Source organism: Macrococcus epidermidis (assembly GCF_003259695.1).
Lineage (GTDB): Bacteria > Bacillota > Bacilli > Staphylococcales > Staphylococcaceae > Macrococcoides > Macrococcoides epidermidis.
In genome coordinates this window covers 652,191-670,744 of sequence record NZ_PZJH01000001.1, presented here as the reverse complement: position 1 = coordinate 670,744, position 18,554 = coordinate 652,191, and the positions used below count along the sequence as shown (strand labels likewise).

Genomic DNA, 18,554 nt, shown 5'->3' with positions numbered 1-18,554 from the left:
TAAATTGATTAATTGTTAAACAAAAATATAAGTTAACATAATATAAATATTGTTATTTACCAAGTTTATATAACACGAATCAAAAACATAAAAAAATCCGACCGAAGTCGGATCATCATTATTTTAAGAAATATCTTGAAATGTCATTCCATGTTACCATGATCATGACAAAGAATACGAATATCGCACCAGCTGCGACAATATACATTTCTGCTTTTTTATTGACGGGTTTTCTAAAAATCGCTTCATAAATCACAAATAAAATTCTACCCCCATCAAGCGCTGGTATAGGTAATAAATTCATAATCCCTAAGTTGACTGAAAGCATTGCAGTATAAAAAATCAAGCTTTCTAAACCCATACTAGCAACTTTTTCAGTATTCTTATATATACCAACCGGACCATTCAGCATATCAAATGAGAACGTACCATTGAATATAGAAGCAAACATGATACCAAGTAAGGTGAAAATCTTTGTAGCACCTTCAATCGTCATCGTGATACCGTATAGTAATTTATCTAAGAAACTCCCACCTAACTCCGATTCAAACCCAATGACATATCGTTCTAAACTTTTTCCTTTACTTACTTCCTGTTTCATCAGCTTCGGCTTTAAGTCAAATGTCTTTTCCTGACCAGCACGATCAACGATTACCTTAATGGTTTTTCCACCATTTTGATTTAAAAAGTTTTTTATTTGATTAAAATTTGTTACTTTTTCACCATTTAACTGCTTTATCGTATCACCTTTTTTAAGTCCCACTTCCTGTGCCGGACTTTCTTTAGCAACACCACTAATCGTCGTTGTCGGTGCCCCTACCATAAAAGCAAGTGCTAAAAACAACACAAAAGCTAAAATAAAGTTAAACAATGGTCCTGCAAAAAGTGCCAGGAATTTTGGCCATGGTTTCTTATTCTTAAATTGACGTTCTAGTGGCGCAATCTGAATTAAATCTCCTTCACGTACAAAGTACGCTTCATGTGCCACACTATATCTCACTTGTTCATTTGTGTATTGATTGATACCTTCAATAAATAATCGTTCTTCAAAATCAGAGTCAGTTACTTCAAGCTGTTCAATCTGTTGAAACTGATGCTGATCATCTAATAAAATATGTGTTACTTCACCAGCTTCATTGCGTTTAATGTTGACTGTCATACCTTCTGTTAACGGATTTTGTTCCATTCCGCTTCCTGCCATCATGACATAGCCACCTACCGGCAAAAGTCTGATCGTATATAACGTTTCATCTTTTTTGTAAGAAAATATTTTTGGTCCCATACCGATTGCAAATTCCGGACACATAATCCCTGCTCTTTTCGCAAAGAGTAGATGTCCATATTCATGCACGGTTACGAGCAAACCAAATATTATAATAAAAGCAATAATCCCCATATTACACCTCGTAATTTCTTGATTTATAGTCTGCGTCTACTGCTAAAATTGTATCTAAACCTGGATTTTCTGTTACGATATGTGCATCCATTTCACGCTCTATGATTGTTTCTATATCTAAAAATGATATTTTTCCATCCAGGAACAGTTGAACTGCTACTTCATTTACTGCATTCATCACAACAGGTAAAGTCCCACCTACTTCGATTGCACGATATGCAAGTGCTAGACATTTATAGCGTTCTAAATCCATTTTTTTGAAATCAAGCGTGCCAACTTGTGCTAAATCTAGTCGTTCGGCATTACGCGGTTTGCGATCTGGATAGCTGAATGCATACAAAATTGGCATACGCATATCTGGTGTCCCTAGTTGCGCAATAACACTTGTATCGTTAAATTCAACCATAGAATGTATAATACTTTGTTTATGTAATATTGTTTCAATCTTCTCGATTGGCAGGTCAAATAACCATTTTGCTTCGATAACCTCTAAGCCCTTATTCATCATCGTCGCACTATCTATCGTTATTTTCTTACCCATTGACCAGTTGGGATGATTTAATGCATCTTCAAGCGTTACATCTTTTAACTGTTCACGCGTCTTATCTCTAAAAGATCCGCCACTAGCTGTAATAATCAGTTTTTCAATATTTTTATGATTTTCACCGTTTAGACATTGAAATATTGCTGAATGCTCAGAATCTACAGGTAATATGTTTACACCCTTTTCTCTAGCACGCTGCATAACAATCTCTCCTGCAACAACAAGCGTTTCTTTGTTAGCGAGGGCAATATCTATGCCGTTATCAATGGCGTGTAATGTAGGCTTTAACCCTACACTCCCTAAAATAGAATTGAGTAATATATCATTTTTTTCATAACCTGCAACCTTTAATAAACCTTCATCTCCAAATACAACTTCAATCTGTTTCCCTTTTAAATTAAGTTTATTTAAATCAGATTCATTTTGAATACAGCAAATATCCGGTTCAAATTCATCGATAATGTTCTGTGCAACTTCTACTGATTTACCAACTGCAAAACTTACGAGTTTAAAGCTATCCGAATGCTCACGAATGATGTCTAACCCTTGCATTCCAACAGAGCCACTTGCTCCTAATATTCCTATATGTTTCATGACTTCACCTTATTCTAAAATATATTAGTTTAATTCTATCATAAAATAAAATGAACACCTACTTTATACTTTTAAAAAGAAAAACACGTAGCATTTATATCTACGTGTTTATTACTGAAAATTAATAAGAAATATATTCATCAAAGGTAATACAAAGATAAATGAATCAAATCGATCTAATATACCACCGTGACCCGGTAATAAGTTTCCAGAGTCTTTCACATCAAAATGTCGCTTTAATGCAGATTCCACTAAATCACCTAACTGGCCGAACATACTGAATAACCACGTTACGAGTATTAATGGCATAATAGAAAGTGGCATATCATAGTTTATGCTGAAGATGACTGCAATAATCGTACTACATGCAATACCGCCGACAAAACCTTCAATTGTTTTGTTTGGACTAATCTCCGGCCATAATTTATGTTTACCAAATAATCTTCCAAAAATATATGCGCCAGTATCTGTGACCCAGACAACTAATAATGCATATAATATAAAGACTAATCCATTCTCTGCTGCGCGTGTTTCATAAAAATACATAAAGCCAATACCGATATATGCAACTGCCAGCATACAAAACGCAGCATCTACAAAGTTAAAGCGGTTTTTAGACATTACGGTATAGCTCAGCATAATTAAACTCATTATTGTCAAGAATGGTACTTGGTAATCTAAGGAAACAAGATCACTTTTTTGCGGCGACATAATTAAACATAAAGCTACTACACTAAATATACCAGGCAATGAATAGAGCTTAATATTTTTCATATTTAATACTTCTTTTAATGCAACAATTGCTAATAAATATGCCATTATCAGTAATGGTAACTGGCCATATATAACAACAGGTAAGAAAATTGCCATAGCAATGATTGCTGTTATTGTTCTCGTTTTCATTATTTACTCCTTATAATCCACCGAAACGTCTATGTCGGCTATGGTATTCTTCTATACAACGATCCAGTGCTTCTGCATCGAAATCAGGCCATAAAGTGTCTTCAAATACAAATTCACTATATGAGGATTGCCAGATTAAAAAGTTACTTAATCGCTCTTCTCCAGATGTTCTTATCAATAACTCAGGATCAGGTATATCTTTTGTAAATAAATAATCTGCAAAAGTATCTTCATTAATTTCACTTAAATCAATCTGGTTATCTTTATATCGTTCAGCAATTAACTGTACTGCAGATACAATTTCTTTACGTCCACCGTAGTTTAAAGCAAAGACTAATGTTAAACCACTATTATTTTTCGTTTTTTCTTTTGCTTCAAGTACAGCTTTACGCGTATGGTCAGGAAGCTGATCGATAAAGCCGATTGTTTCTACTTTTACATTTTTCTCAATCAGTTCCGGTAAAAATGTTGAAAGAAAATCACCTGGTAATTTCATTAGATAATTTACTTCATCTTTAGGTCGTGACCAGTTTTCTGTAGAAAAAGCATAGAGTGTTAAATAATTAACACCTATATCACTTGCGTGTCTCGTTATTGCTTTAACAGTCTGCATCCCTTCATAATGCCCTTTAATTCGTGGCATATTGCGCTGTTTTGCCCATCTTCCGTTACCATCCATAATAATTGCAATATGCGTTGGAACGGCTTCTGCAGATACTTGTGTTTGTTTATTATTCTTATCTATATTTCTTTTTTTATTATTTCTTTTAAAGAAAGGAATCATGATGTCCTCCAAATTCAAAACATTATTAATATATTCTATCATAAATCTAACAGAGTGACATGGATATACAGAAAAAAGGACAAAAAAAGACTGAGATAAAGTTACAATTATCTCAGCCTAAATATAAACGATTAAACTTCTAAAATACTGCTTTCTTTTTCAGCTGTTAATGCATCAATCTTTTTAATGTGATTATCTGTTTCAGTTTGCACATCATCAGTAAATGATTTCAAATCATCTTCTGTTAATTCACCGTTCTTTTCAGCTTTCTTTAAAGCATCATTTGCATCACGACGAATATTTCGGATTGCAACTTTAGCATTTTCAGCTTCTTTTTTCGCTTCTTTAACTAATTCTTTACGACGTTCTTCAGTTAATGCAGGTACTGTAATACGGATTACGTTTCCATCTGAAGTAGGATTAACACCTAAGTTTGCCATATTAATTGCTTTTAAAATATCATCGATTGAAGTTTTATCATATGGTGTTACAAGTAACATTCTTGGTTCTGGTACAGAGATACCAGCTAATTGTTGAACAGGAGTATCAGCACCATAGTAGTTTACAGATACGCGTTCTAATAAATTCGCATTTGCGTGTCCTGCACGAATACCAGCAAATTCACGAACTAGGCTTTCAATACTTTTTTCCATTTTAGACTTTAAGTCATTGATTATTTCAGTCGTCATTATGAATCTCCTTTTATATCATTGATAATTTAATTATACCAAATTATTTCGTAATCGTCGTACCAATTTCTTCACCCATAATTGCACGTTTAATATTGCCATCCTCCATAATAGAAAATACAACTAAAGGAATATCGTTATCCATACAGAACGAGCTTGCAGTAGAATCCATTACTTGTAATCCTTCCTGCAACATTTGGATATATGTTAATCTTTCATACTTAACTGCATTCGGATCTACTTTAGGATCTGCAGAATAAACACCATCTACATTATTTTTACCCATAAGAATGACATCAGCTTCCATTTCAGCTGCACGTAAAGCTGCTGTTGTATCTGTTGAGAAGTAAGGATTACCGATACCTGCTGCAAATATTACAACACGGCCTTTTTCTAAATGACGAATCGCACGACGTCTAATATACGGCTCAGCAACTTGTTTCATTTCGATTGATGTTAACACGCGAGTATCACAGTCTAATTGTTCTAATGAATCCTGCAGGGCTAAAGAATTCATTACCGTTGCAAGCATACCCATGTAGTCAGCTGTACCTCTGTCCATACCTAAGTCACTACCTGTTTTACCGCGCCAGATGTTACCTCCGCCAACGATAACTGCAACTTCACAATCCATTTTAGCAACTTCTGCTACTTGCTCAGCAATACTTTTTATAACGAAAGGATTGATACCAAAACCAGTTTCTCCAGCAAGTGCTTCTCCACTTAATTTTAATACGACACGTTTGTATTTAGATAATTCTTTCATTTTATTAACTCCGCCCTCTCAATGATATTAATGCTCAGTTTCATCGTTTATTAACTCAAAAAACTGCATTAATTTAAATTCTATTATACACAAAACTATAAGTATTATACCAATAAATAAATATGAATGAAAAGAAAATCAGAATAAACCTTACATTTATTCAATATGTATAAAAAAAGACACCGAAGTGTCTTTAATTCATATTATTTACCCATTTGTCCCATTACTTCATCAGCAAAGTTATCTTGACGCTTCTCGATACCTTCTCCAACTTCATAACGTACGAATGATTTTAAAGTGCCACCTTTAGATTTTAAGAATTCAGCAACTGTTTGATCTGGATTCTTAACGAATGGTTGGTCAACTGCACAAATTTCTTCTAAATATTTACGTAGACGACCTTCAACCATTTTTTCTACGATATTTTCAGGTTTACCTTCATTTAAAGCTTGTTGTTTTAATACTTTCTTTTCGTGTTCTAATTCTTCAGCAGAAACTTGTTCACGAGATACGAATTTAGGGTTTAAAGCAGCGATATGCATCGCAACGTCTTTAGCACCTTCAGCGTCAGTTGAGTTTTCAACTAAAGCTAATACACCGATACGTCCACCCATGTGTAAGTATTCACCGAATGTATCTGCATCTGTTTTAGATACTAATACGAAACGACGTAAAGTTAATTTTTCACCGATAGTAGAGATTGCTTCGTTCATTTTAGTATCGACAGTTTTACCTGCTTCGATTTCAGAAGTCATTAAAGCATCTAAATCTGCAGGTTTTGTTGCTAAAATGTGATCAGCGATTTCTTTAACTAAAGCTTGGAAGCCTTCATTACGTGCAACGAAGTCAGTCTCAGAGTTTAATTCTAATAATACTGCATCGTTTCCTTTAGAAGCTACAAAAGTAGTACCTTCTGCTGCGATACGGTCAGCTTTCTTAGCTGCTTTAGCAATACCTTTTTCACGTAAGTAATCAACAGCTGCGTCGATATCTCCGTTTGTTTCAGTTAATGCTTTTTTGCAGTCCATCATACCTGCGCCTGTTCTTTCACGTAATTGTTTAACTAATTGTGCTGTAATAGCCATTATATAATACCTCCAAAGAATTTGTGTTTTTACAATATAATAATACTAAACTCAAGCGAAAAACGCTAAAGTAAAGTATTAATTCTTAAAAAAAGTGATAAATGTTATACACTTATCACCTTCATTTTAAAACTTATGCTTCTGTAGTTTCTGTTGCTTCTGCAGCAGGCTCTTCAGCAGTTTCAGTTAAATCGATATTTTGTTCAGCAGCTACTTCTTCATTAGAAACGCCTTGACGTCCTTCTAAGATAGCATCTGCCATTTTACCAGTTAATAATTTAACGGCACGGATTGCGTCATCATTTGCTGGGATAACATAATCGATTTCGTCTGGATCACAGTTTGTATCAACGATACCAACGATAGGAATGTGTAATTTTTTAGCTTCAGCTATCGCGTTACGCTCTTTACGAGGGTCAACTACGAATAATGCTGCAGGCATTGATTTCATTTCACGAATTCCGCCTAAGAATTTGATTAAACGATCATATTCTTTTTTAAGTTCAACAACTTCTTTTTTAGGAAGTACGTCGAATGTACCGTCTTCTTCCATTTTTTCAATTTCAGAAATACGTTTAACACGTTTGTTAATTGTTTTATAGTTCGTTAAAGTTCCACCTAACCAACGTTCGTTGATAAAGAATTGACCAGAACGAATTGCTTCGTCTTTGATCGCATCTTGTGCTTGTTTTTTAGTACCTACGAATAATACAGTACCACCTTCTTCAGAAACAGATTTCATAAAGTTGTATGCTTCTTCAACTTTTTTAACTGTTTTTTGTAAGTCGATAATGTAGATACCGTTTCTTTCTGTGAAGATATATTTCTTCATTTTCGGGTTCCAGCGACGTGTTTGGTGACCAAAGTGTACACCAGCTTCTAACAATTGTTTCATTGAGATTACTGCCATTTTATTTTCCTCCTAATTGGTTTTATTCCTCCACTACAGGCAACTTTGGAAACAACTTACGTTGCACCATCCAAAATATTCATCTATAGTGTGTGAATTTGGCTTTTTTCAAGCCATATGTAAATATATCATAAAAAAACACGTTCATCAATACTTTAAATGTAAAATAGTGATGAAACGTGTACCTTTTTTATTTTAATGTGCATTTGCTAATTCTTCTAAGAACTTTTCTTTCTTAATTTTAATAAATGTACCTTTCATTCCTAATGAACGAGATTCAATAACACCCGCAGATTCTAATTTTCTTAATGCGTTAACAATCACTGAACGTGTTATCCCAACACGGTCTGCAACTTTTGATGCAACAAGTAATCCTTCATTAGCACCAAGTTCTTCAAAGATATGTTCAATTGCTTCTTTTTCTGAATATGAAAGTGAACTGATTGCCATATTGATCGCTGCTTTATCGCGGGCAATCTTTTCAATATCCGCATGCTTTTCTCTTAAAATTTCCATACCAACCACTGTTGCAGCATATTCTCCTAATACAAGATCGTTATCATCATAATCTTTGTCTACTCGGCCAAGCACTAAAGTACCTAAACGTGTACCGCCACCCTTAATAGGTATAACGACTGTATTTGACTTTTTAAATAGTTCCTCATTTTCAGGTGGGAAAACTGTTAATTTATTATCTAATGTAATATTGCTTTTAGTAGCATCAACTTCTAGTAATAAATCAACGTATTCTTTTGGGAATTGGCGTTCTTCAAGCATTTTAATGATACGTTCATTTTTTAAAAGTTCATTAACACCAAATCCTAATAATTTACCGCGACGAGACAAGATGAATACATTGGACTGCATCGTCGAACCTAATTGATCGGCCATCTCTTTAAAATCAACTGCTAAACCTTTATGTTCTTGTAATAACTGATTGATTTCACGCGTTCTTTTTAATAATGACATAATGATTCTCCTTTAAAATATATTTTATATTTATTTAATATTTAACTTTTTCATTTAAGGATTCTTATAATATAAATTCACTTAAATCTTTATTTTTAGCAATTGTTCCAAGCTTAGACTCAACATATTGCGCAGTGATTTCAACCGTTGCATGAGGCATATCAGACGCTTCATACGATAAATCTTCAAGCATTTTTTCTAATATCGTGTGCAAACGACGTGCTCCGATATTATCCGTTTCCTGGTTGACATCATATGCAATTTGAGCAAGCTTCTCTATTGCTTCATCTGTAAAGTTGATTGTTACATGTTCTGTCTGCATTAAACTTTCATATTGTTTTAATAGTGATGTTTTCGGTTCTTTTAATATTTTAATAAAGTCCTCTACAGATAGCTTTTCTAATTCAACACGAATTGGAAAACGTCCTTGTAATTCTGGTATCAAGTCACTAGGTTTAGTTACATGGAAAGCGCCAGCACCGATGAATAAAATATGTTCAGTATTAACAGCACCATATTTCGTCTGTACAACACTGCCTTCTACGATTGGTAAAATGTCACGTTGCACACCTTGACGGGAAACATCTGCGCCATGATTACTACCAGCAATTTTATCAATTTCATCGATAAAGACAATTCCCATCGTTTCTACAAGCTGAATCGCTTCATCTTGTACAGACTCTTCATCAATCAATTTCGTTGCTTCTTCATCGATAAGAATTTCACGCGCACGTGATACAGGTAATGTACGTTCTACTTTTTTCTTAGGCATCATCTGACTGAACATATCCTGCATGTTATCCTGCATGCCGTTCATTCCAAACATACCCAAACCTTTCATTTCCTGTTCTACTTTAATCTTTACGGTCTCATCTTCTAATTGACCTGCCAAAAGTCTTTCTCTAATATCTTTTCGTTTAAGTTTTACATTTTCATCAGGTACATCTTCAACTTCTTCTTCCTGTTGTATCGTTTGATTAAACAACATTTCAAAAGGATTAGAAGATTGCTTTTCTTTTTTCTTCATTGCTGGTGCTAATAATTTTATGAGACGTTCTGTTGCATTTTTTTCTGCTTCAGTACGCACTTCATTTTTCATTCTATTTTTAATTAATCGTACACCGTTTTCGGTTAAATCACGAATCATGCTTTCTACATCACGACCTACATACCCAACTTCTGTATACTTTGTTGCTTCTACTTTGACAAATGGTGCACCAACTAGGGTCGCCATACGTCGTGCAATTTCTGTTTTACCGACACCAGTAGGTCCAATCATAAGAATATTTTTCGGAATAATTTCTTTTTGCATGGTTTCATCTAAAGCCATACGACGATAACGATTGCGTAAACTGATCGCAACTTTTCTTTTAGCATCAGCTTGTCCTACAATATGTTCATCAAGACTTGCAACAATTGCTTTCGGTGTTAAATTATTTTTATCCAAGTTTAACCCTCCAACTATAATTCTTCAACGATAATATTATGGTTTGTAAACACACAAATATCTGCAGCAGTTTCAAGAGACGCCAACGCAATTTCCTTTGCACTTAAATGACTAGCATGATTTTTCAAAGCGCGTCCTGCGCTAAGTGCGTAATTGCCTCCAGAACCAATTGCGATAATATCGTCATCTGGTTGTATCACTTCACCAGTCCCACTAACAACTAGTAATTCATTTTTATTCATCACGATTAACATTGCTTCCAATTGTCGTAACATTTTATCGCCACGCCATTCTTTAGCAAGTTCCACTGCTGCACGTGATAAATTGCCATTATATTCATGTAATTTCATTTCAAATTTTTCAAACAATGTAAATGCATCTGCTACACTTCCTGCAAAACCGGCAACTACTTCATCATTAAATAATCTTCGCACTTTGCGTGCAGTTTGTTTCATGATAACTTGTTGACCGAGTGTGACTTGTCCATCACCACTCATAGCACATTGATTATTATGACGTATTGCAAATATCGTTGTAGCATGTAATTGGTTATTCAAAATATCAGCTCCTTAAGCTCTAGGATGTGCATTTAAATAAGATTTTCTGAGATGTTCTTTTGTGACATGTGTATACTTTCCAGTTGTAGATAAGTTAACGTGACCGAGTAAATCCTGTACCGTTCGTAAATCTGCACCGTTATTTAATAAATGAGTGGCAAATGTATGTCTCAATTTATGTGGATGTATTTCACTCGGTCCAGATGCTCTCTTTACGATTTGGTCTAAGACATAACGAACGCCCCTTTCAGTTAACGGGGCATTTCTGTTATTTATCAATAAATAATCATGATCAATTTTACGGGTTTCTCTCAATACAAGATAATCTTCAATGGCACTTTGTGCAAATGCACCATATGGCACTATTCTTTCTTTGTTCCCCTTACCTCGAACTTTTAGCATCATCATTTGCTGGTCAAGATCCGTAAGTTTAAGATTCGTTAATTCTGCCGCCCGTATACCTGTGGCATAAAGTAATTCCAAAATTACTTTATCACGCGTATATAAAGGTTTCGATGTGTCGATCGCTTCAAATAATTGCGCCATCTCTTCTTCATAAAAAAATTTAGGTAAATATTTTTCTTGTTTTGGATGAACGAGCTGATTAAAAGGATTAACTTTTTCTGAATCCTGATATAAATATTTATAAAATGACCTTAATGATGAGATATGTCTGGAAACAGTCGTTCTTTTAAGTCCTCTGTTATACATGTGGACTAAATAATTTCTCGCATCTCGATACTCAAAAATTGATATCGTTAAACATTCTTTTTGTAAAAAGATTAAAAAATCCTGTAAATCATTTTCATAGGCAGCAATCGTATGCTCTGAAAAGTTACGTTCTTGTTCTAAATATTTAAGAAATACTTTAACTTCAGTGTTTATCATACTTTCACCCCTATTTATCTGAATTGTAACACAATTCATTTTTATTTTGAAATGATTTCTATCAATAAATTAAAGTGTTACTTTAAAATGTTCTAAAGTAGTTAACGCACGATCAGCAAGTGCTTCATAACGCTCTTTTTTATCTTTTATACGTGTATCTAAACTTGGCAGAAGTCCAAAGTTGGCATTCATCGGCTGAAAGTTTTTACTGTTCGTATGCGTAATGTAATATGCCATTGAACCGATTACTGTTTTTTCAGGAAATAAAACAGGAGCTGCACCACTAATATGCTTAGCCATATTTATACCTGCAACTAATCCACTCGCTGCTGATTCCACGTATCCTTCAACGCCAGTCATCTGGCCAGCTAAAAATAAATCATCGTTTCCTTTGAATTGATATGTCTGTTGTAAATTAGTCGGTGAATTAATAAATGTGTTACGATGCATAACGCCATATCTGACTACTTCCACATTTTCTAAACCTGGAATTAACTTTAATATTTCTTTTTGTGCACCCCATTTAAGATGTGTCTGGAAACCTACAATATTATACAAAGTTCCAGCAGCATCATCCTGACGTAATTGAACAACTGCATATGGTCGTTTTCCCGTTTTAGGATCTTCTAACCCAACAGGTTTCATTGGTCCAAATAATAAAGTTTTTCGACCGCGTTTAGCCATTTCTTCAAATGGCATACAACCTTCGAAATAAATTTCTTTTTCAAATTCTTTTAATGGAACAACTTCTGCTTCAAGTAATGCATCATAGAATCTATTAAATTCTTCTTCTGTCATCGGACAATTTAAATAAGCAGCTTCACCTTTGTCGTAACGTGACTTTAAATAAACTTTTTCCATATTAATTGAATCCTTTTCAATGATAGGAGCAGCCGCATCATAAAAATAAAGATGTTCTTGTCCAGTTAAGCGTTGGATATCTTTACTCAAGTTTTCAGTCGTTAAAGGACCGGTTGCAATGATGGTTGGACCGGCAGGAACACTCGTTATTTCTTCATTGATTACTTCAATATTCGGATGATTTTTTAAAGTGTCAGTAATATATCCACTGAATTCATGTCGATCAACAGCTAATGCACCTCCTGCTGGAACTGAAGCATTATCGGCAGCTTTAATTACTAATGAATCCAGGCGTCTCATTTCTTCTTTTAATACACCTACTGCATTTGTAAGTGCGTTGCCTCGTAGTGAATTAGAACATACTAACTCTGCAAATTTATCTGTATGATGTGCCGGGGTCTGTTTGACTGGGCGCATTTCATATAATTTAACTTTAACGTCTCGTTTTGCTAATTGATATGCAGCCTCAGAACCTGCTAAACCTGCACCAATGATATTTACTGTCTTCATTTTATTCCTCCTCTAAGTCCTACCCGATTGTAATATATTTTCACATTTTTAAAAAGAGATTTATCTGAATTTATTATAAATTTGTCTAATTCTTAATAGAAAATTTACAAAGACAAAAAAATGTGCACATCTGTATTTTTGATGTGCACATTTTTTATTGTGCTTTCTCGTCGTAATCACAATTTGTACATACGACTTGCGTTTGCTTGCCTTTTTTACGTTCTACAAGTTGAGTATCACATTTCGGACATTTACGTGCGATCGGTTTATCCCATGATAAGTAATCACATTCCGGGAAGTTACTGCAACCATAAAAGATTCTATTCTTCTTCGATTTACGTTCTACGACTTCACCATCGTTACATTTAGGACATGGTACACCGATTGTCTTGACAATTGCTTTCGTGTTACGACAATCAGGAAAATTTGAACATGCCATAAATTTTCCGTATCTACCCATTTTATAAACCATAGGTGAACCACATTTTTCGCAATCTTCACCTGCTGGCTCATCCTTGATTTCAATTTTTTCCATTTCTTGTTCTGCACGATCAACATGTGTCTTAAAGTCACCATAGAAAGTTGAAATAACTTTTTTCCACTCTATCTCTCCGTTCGCAACTCTATCAAGAAGCGTTTCCATATTTACTGTAAAATCAACATCAATAATCTCCGGAAAGTATTCTTTTACAGATTCATGAACGATTTGTCCGAGTTCTGTCGGATAGAATTTTTTCTGATCAACTTTAACATAGTTACGTTTTTGAATCGTATCAATCGTCGGTGCATATGTAGATGGTCGACCGATTCCTTTTTCTTCTAAAGTTTTAACAAGACGCGCTTCAGTATACCGTGGCGGTGGCTGAGTAAAATGTTGATTTTCTTCAATATTTACTGCTTTTACTTTATCGCCGACATTCAGTTCAGGTAATCTGTTTTCGTCTTCCTCTTTATCTTCATCATTACCTTCAACGTATACACTCATAAACCCTTTAAATTTAATCGTCTGACCATTCGCACGGAATTTAATATTATCCTGAACAAGGTCGACGCTTACAGTATCAATAACAGCTGGCGCCATTTGGCTTGCCATAAATCGTTCCCAAATTAATTTATATAGTCGAAGCTGGTCTCGTGATAAATAAGCTTTCATTTCAGTCGGTGTTCGAAGTGCTGAAGTTGGACGTACTGCTTCGTGAGCATCTTGTGCACCGCCTTTAGCGCTCGCTTTTCGTTTAGATAAATATTCTTTACCAAACTTTTCTTCAATGTAGCCAGCAGCTTCAGTTTTTGCTGTATCAGAGATACGTGTTGAATCCGTACGCATATACGTTATTAAACCTACAGTACCTTGCTTCTTAAGGTCTATCCCTTCGTATAATTGTTGCGCCAACATCATCGTTTTACGCGCTTTAAAGTTGAGTTTACGTGCAGCTTCCTGTTGCAAAGAACTCGTTGTAAAAGGCAAAGCAGGATTTCTCAGTTTTTCTTTCTTAGTAACATCCATTACCTCAAACATATCCGTCTTTAACTGACTAACAATCGCTTTAACATCTTGATCGTTCGTTAGCTTTTTCGGTTTGTTTGATTCATGCAAAAACTTTGCTTTAAATTCTTTATTTTTAAATGAAAATAATCCATCAATTGTCCAGTATTCCTCGGGTTTAAAAGCATTAATCTCTTCTTCTCGATCGATGATGAGTTTCAATGCAACAGATTGAACGCGACCAGCAGATAGACCTTTCTTAACTTTTTTCCATAATACAGGCGAGATATTATAACCAACGAGACGGTCTAATACACGTCGCGCCTGTTGGGCATCAACTAATTCATGCTTAATCTCACGTGGATTTTTAAAGCTTTCTTTAACAGCATCTTTAGTTATCTCATTAAATACAACGCGAGATTTTGCTGATTGATCTATATCTAAAATATGTGCTAAATGCCAGGCAATCGCTTCCCCTTCGCGGTCCGGGTCACTTGCGAGATAAACGTTCTTCGCTTTTTTCGCATGTTTTTTTAAATCCTGTACAACAGGACCCTTACCGCGTATCGTGATATATCTTGGTTCAAAATTGTTTTCAGTATCCACACCCATTTGACTTCTAGGTAAATCCCTAACATGTCCCATCGATGCAACAACTTTAAATTTTTTTCCTAAATATTTCTCAATGGTTTTTGCTTTTGCAGGCGATTCTACAATGACGAGATTCTCTGCCATTTTGATATCCCCCTTTTGTTTTAAAACTGTTTTGCTTTTCAATGATAAATAATATACGTTTCATTTCTATCTTGTCAAATTTTATTTCTAAATTCATACTAAAATAAAAATATAATCAATAAAATAGATGATAAAATTTCTAAAAAATTATAATTATAATAGAAGAAACTCATCTATATAAAATCTTCTAAAATATCTTCTACTTGAACAATTATTTTAGCACCTTCAGCAATCTTTTGATTACAACCTTGAGAAAGTTTTGAAGTTATCTTGCCAGGCAAGCAGTACACTTCTCGATTTTGATCTATTGCCTGGTCACACGTTATTAAACTACCGCTTCTCAATTGTGCTTCAGTAATTAAAACACCTTGAGATAATCCACTAATAATTCTATTTCGTTCAGGAAATTGAAATTTAGCAATCTGTGTTGTCGGATAATATTCGCTTATAACAAGATGATGACATTCCATATTGCGTCGTAATAACGTCACCTCTTCAGGATAATAAAAATCATGACCAAAACCAAGAACTCCAATGGTTTTGCCGCCATGATAATTTGCAGCTAAATGTGCATCACTATCTGCACCTTTAGCTAAACCACTTACAATTGTAATATTATGTTTCACTAATTGCGGCATAAAATGATCTATCACTTCTGACGAATAATCTGTTCTATTACGACTACCGACAATCGCTAAAAAATACTTACGCGATAAAATAGAAATGTCCCCTTTACAGAAAATCAAAAAGGGAAAATCATGAACTTGTTTTAATAAATATGGATATTGATCAGAATTGTAAAATACAGGTGTAATAAAACGGGATGATAAAGCGTGGTGTATTTCCTCAATACTAAGTGAATTGAATCGTAGAATTTTTATATATAATTTATTATCCCGATTAAGTAAATTATTTAATATCGGAAAGACACGTTTATAATGTAAATCAAATGTATTAAAGTTCTGTTTTATTTTATGAAGTTGTTGCGTCGTAAATCCAGATGCGATGAGCCTTAATATGATTTGCTCTTCATGTGAATAATTCATTTTTATCACCTCAAACATTACAATAATTGTTTGATATTAACTCATTGTTAAATTAATTCATAATATTATTGAGATTTAATAAAAATTTTAGGATTAAAATATTTTCCTACTCTTTTATTTCATAATATATGTAAAAAATTATCACTTATTTTCTAATATTGTAATATCCCTAATTGATTTATTTAGTACATATTATTGAAACATTTTCTCCTGAATTTCTCTAAATAAAAAAGCCAAGACCCTTAATTGAGTCTCAGCTTACTAACATTTATTATTTAACTGTTAAACATTTTTCGTATAACCCATCTTCTTCTTTAATGCGTTCTACTAATGTTGAACCGATATCAGATGGTGTTGCTGCTGTTTTAATACCACAAGCATTCATTGCTTTAATCTTCTCTGCAGCCGTACCTTTACCACCAGAGATGATTGCACCAGCATGTCCCATACGTTTTCCTGGAGGAGCTGTTTGCCCACCGATAAATCCTACAACTGGTTTTGTCATATTGGCTTTAACCCATTCAGCAGCTTCTTCTTCTGCTGTTCCACCGATTTCACCAATCATAACAACAGCTAATGTTTCAGGGTCATTATTAAATGCTTCTAACGCATCGATGAAGTTTGTACCGTTTACTGGGTCTCCACCAATACCTACTGCTGTTGTTTGACCAATACCTAATTGTGTTAATTGATGCACTGCTTCATATGTTAATGTTCCAGAACGACTTACAACACCAACATGTCCTTTTTTATGGATGTAACCTGGCATGATACCAATTTTACATTCGTCAGCTGTAATAACACCTGGACAGTTAGGTCCAACTAAACGTGTTTTCTTGCCTTGCATATAACGTTTAACTTTAACCATATCTAATACTGGAATGTGTTCAGTGATACAAATTGCTAAATCTAACTCTGCATCTACACATTCTACGATTGCATCAGCAGCAAATGGTGCTGGTACATAAATTACTGAAACTGTTGCGCCAGTTGCTTTAACTGCCTCTTCTACTGTATTGAATACTGGTACGCCTTCAACTTCCATACCGCCTTTACCAGGTGTAACACCTGCAACGATTTTTGTACCATATTCGATCATTTGTTTTGTATGAAATAATGCTGTTGATCCTGTTATACCTTGTACGATTACTTTCGTGTCTTTATCAATAAATACTCCCACGTTTATCCCCGCTTCCTATTTAGCTTCTTTTACTAATTCAACGATTTTTTGTGCACCTTCAGCCATTGTGCTAGCTGAAGTAATTGCTAATCCAGAATTGTTTAGAATTTCTTTACCTTGTTCAACGTTAGTACCTTCTAAACGTACAACTAATGGAATCGTTAACTCTAATTCTTTCGCCGCAGCTACAACACCTTCAGCGATAATGTCACATTTCATGATACCACCAAAGATATTTACAAAAATACCTTCAACTTTTTCATCACCTAAAATGATTTTGAAAGCTTCAGTAACTTTTTCTTTCGTAGCGCCGCCCCCTACATCCAAGAAGTTCGCAGGATTTCCGCCGAAGTGGTTAATTGTGTCCATTGTAGCCATCGCAAGACCCGCACCGTTAACCATACAGCCAATATTTCCATCTAAAGCAATGTATGATAAATCATATTTAGATGCTTCGATTTCTTTTGGATCTTCTTCGTCTAAGTCACGTAATTCAACCACGTCTTTTTGACGGAATAAAGCATTAGCGTCGAAGTTAATTTTAGCATCTAAAGCTAGCACGTCGCCAGAACCTGTTGTAACTAATGGGTTAATTTCAATGATAGATGCATCTTTTTGGATGAATACATCATATAATCCCATCATAATTTTAACTGCTTTATTTACTGATTCTTTAGGAATATTAATGTTGAATGCTAAACGACGTGCTTGATAAGGCATTAATCCTACTACAGGATCGATGACTTCTTTGAAGATTTTTTCAGGAGTAGCTTCTGCTACTTCTTCAATTTCAGTTCCACCTTCTTCAGATCCCATTAATACAACTGAATCTGTTGCACGGTCTAATACAAAACCTAGGTAGTATTCTTTTTGAATGTCGCAACCCTCTTCAATTAAAAGGCGTTTAATTTCTTTACCTTCAGGGCCAGTTTGATGCGTAACTAAAACTTTGCCTAATAATTCTTTAGCATAGCTTTCTACTTCATCTAATGATTTAGCAATTTTAACGCCGCCCGCTTTACCACGGCCACCAGCGTGAATTTGAGCTTTAACAACATACACGCCTTCTGTTAAACCTTTTGCTACTTCAACTGCTTCTTCAGGTGTATATGCAACTGAACCGTTCGGTACTGCTACACCCATCGAGCGAAAAATTTCTTTCCCTTGATACTCATGGATATTCATCTTCCATCCTCCTAGATTG

Annotated in this window: 17 protein-coding genes; all 17 read right to left on the bottom strand. The window is 34.6% G+C overall.

Going from position 1 to position 18,554, the window contains the following annotated elements; genetic code table 11:
- Window positions 1–118: 118 nt before the first annotated feature.
- Window positions 119–1,396 carry an RIP metalloprotease RseP gene (gene rseP, locus BHU61_RS03520; protein WP_111714657.1) on the bottom strand — a complete coding sequence of 426 codons (1,278 nt, stop codon included), beginning with the start codon at window positions 1,394–1,396 and terminating at the stop codon, window positions 119–121.
- A 1-nt stretch (window position 1,397) separates the two neighbouring features.
- The gene (locus tag BHU61_RS03515; protein WP_111714655.1) at window positions 1,398–2,534 is read right to left on the bottom strand and encodes a 1-deoxy-D-xylulose-5-phosphate reductoisomerase; all 1,137 of its coding nucleotides are present in this window, start codon (window positions 2,532–2,534) and stop codon (window positions 1,398–1,400) included.
- A 111-nt stretch (window positions 2,535–2,645) separates the two neighbouring features.
- Window positions 2,646–3,437, bottom strand: coding sequence for a phosphatidate cytidylyltransferase (locus BHU61_RS03510; protein ID WP_111714654.1), 792 nt, complete (start codon window positions 3,435–3,437; stop codon window positions 2,646–2,648).
- Window positions 3,438–3,447: 10 nt separating this feature from the next.
- Window positions 3,448–4,182, bottom strand: a complete 735-nt coding sequence (locus tag BHU61_RS03505; RefSeq protein WP_372486726.1) for an isoprenyl transferase — start codon at window positions 4,180–4,182, stop codon at window positions 3,448–3,450.
- 170 nt (window positions 4,183–4,352) lie between these two features.
- On the bottom strand, window positions 4,353–4,910 hold the full coding sequence (frr, locus tag BHU61_RS03500; protein WP_111714651.1) for a ribosome recycling factor: 558 nt from the start codon (window positions 4,908–4,910) through the stop codon (window positions 4,353–4,355).
- 43 nt (window positions 4,911–4,953) lie between these two features.
- A complete protein-coding gene (gene pyrH / locus BHU61_RS03495) occupies window positions 4,954–5,676 on the bottom strand; it encodes a UMP kinase (protein ID WP_111714649.1) in 723 nt (240 codons plus the stop codon).
- Between the two features lie 203 nt (window positions 5,677–5,879).
- A complete protein-coding gene (tsf, locus tag BHU61_RS03490) occupies window positions 5,880–6,764 on the bottom strand; it encodes a translation elongation factor Ts (protein ID WP_242444225.1) in 885 nt (294 codons plus the stop codon).
- A 130-nt stretch (window positions 6,765–6,894) separates the two neighbouring features.
- A complete protein-coding gene (gene rpsB, locus BHU61_RS03485) occupies window positions 6,895–7,671 on the bottom strand; it encodes a 30S ribosomal protein S2 (RefSeq protein WP_111714646.1) in 777 nt (258 codons plus the stop codon).
- Between the two features lie 195 nt (window positions 7,672–7,866).
- Window positions 7,867–8,640 (bottom strand): GTP-sensing pleiotropic transcriptional regulator CodY, encoded by a 774-nt coding sequence (codY, locus tag BHU61_RS03480; protein ID WP_111714645.1) that lies wholly within the window; start codon window positions 8,638–8,640, stop codon window positions 7,867–7,869.
- Window positions 8,641–8,704: 64 nt separating this feature from the next.
- Window positions 8,705–10,087 (bottom strand): ATP-dependent protease ATPase subunit HslU, encoded by a 1,383-nt coding sequence (gene hslU / locus BHU61_RS03475; protein WP_111714643.1) that lies wholly within the window; start codon window positions 10,085–10,087, stop codon window positions 8,705–8,707.
- Window positions 10,088–10,101: 14 nt separating this feature from the next.
- Window positions 10,102–10,647: an ATP-dependent protease subunit HslV gene (gene hslV, locus BHU61_RS03470; protein WP_170122478.1), complete on the bottom strand. Its 546-nt coding sequence runs from the start codon at window positions 10,645–10,647 to the stop codon at window positions 10,102–10,104.
- Window positions 10,648–10,656: 9 nt separating this feature from the next.
- Entirely contained in the window at window positions 10,657–11,532 is an 876-nt protein-coding gene (xerC, locus tag BHU61_RS03465; protein WP_111714640.1) for a tyrosine recombinase XerC, read from the bottom strand.
- Window positions 11,533–11,601: 69 nt separating this feature from the next.
- Complete coding sequence (trmFO, locus tag BHU61_RS03460; protein ID WP_111714638.1) at window positions 11,602–12,903, bottom strand: FADH(2)-oxidizing methylenetetrahydrofolate--tRNA-(uracil(54)-C(5))-methyltransferase TrmFO; 1,302 nt, start codon at window positions 12,901–12,903, stop codon at window positions 11,602–11,604.
- 154 nt (window positions 12,904–13,057) lie between these two features.
- On the bottom strand, window positions 13,058–15,130 hold the full coding sequence (gene topA, locus BHU61_RS03455) for a type I DNA topoisomerase (protein ID WP_199798211.1): 2,073 nt from the start codon (window positions 15,128–15,130) through the stop codon (window positions 13,058–13,060).
- Window positions 15,131–15,297: 167 nt separating this feature from the next.
- Entirely contained in the window at window positions 15,298–16,170 is an 873-nt protein-coding gene (gene dprA, locus BHU61_RS03450) for a DNA-processing protein DprA (RefSeq protein WP_111714635.1), read from the bottom strand.
- Between the two features lie 271 nt (window positions 16,171–16,441).
- On the bottom strand, window positions 16,442–17,350 hold the full coding sequence (sucD, locus tag BHU61_RS03445) for a succinate--CoA ligase subunit alpha (RefSeq protein ID WP_111714633.1): 909 nt from the start codon (window positions 17,348–17,350) through the stop codon (window positions 16,442–16,444).
- Between the two features lie 15 nt (window positions 17,351–17,365).
- Window positions 17,366–18,535 (bottom strand): ADP-forming succinate--CoA ligase subunit beta, encoded by a 1,170-nt coding sequence (gene sucC, locus BHU61_RS03440; RefSeq protein ID WP_111714631.1) that lies wholly within the window; start codon window positions 18,533–18,535, stop codon window positions 17,366–17,368.
- Between the last annotated feature and the right edge of the window lie 19 nt (window positions 18,536–18,554).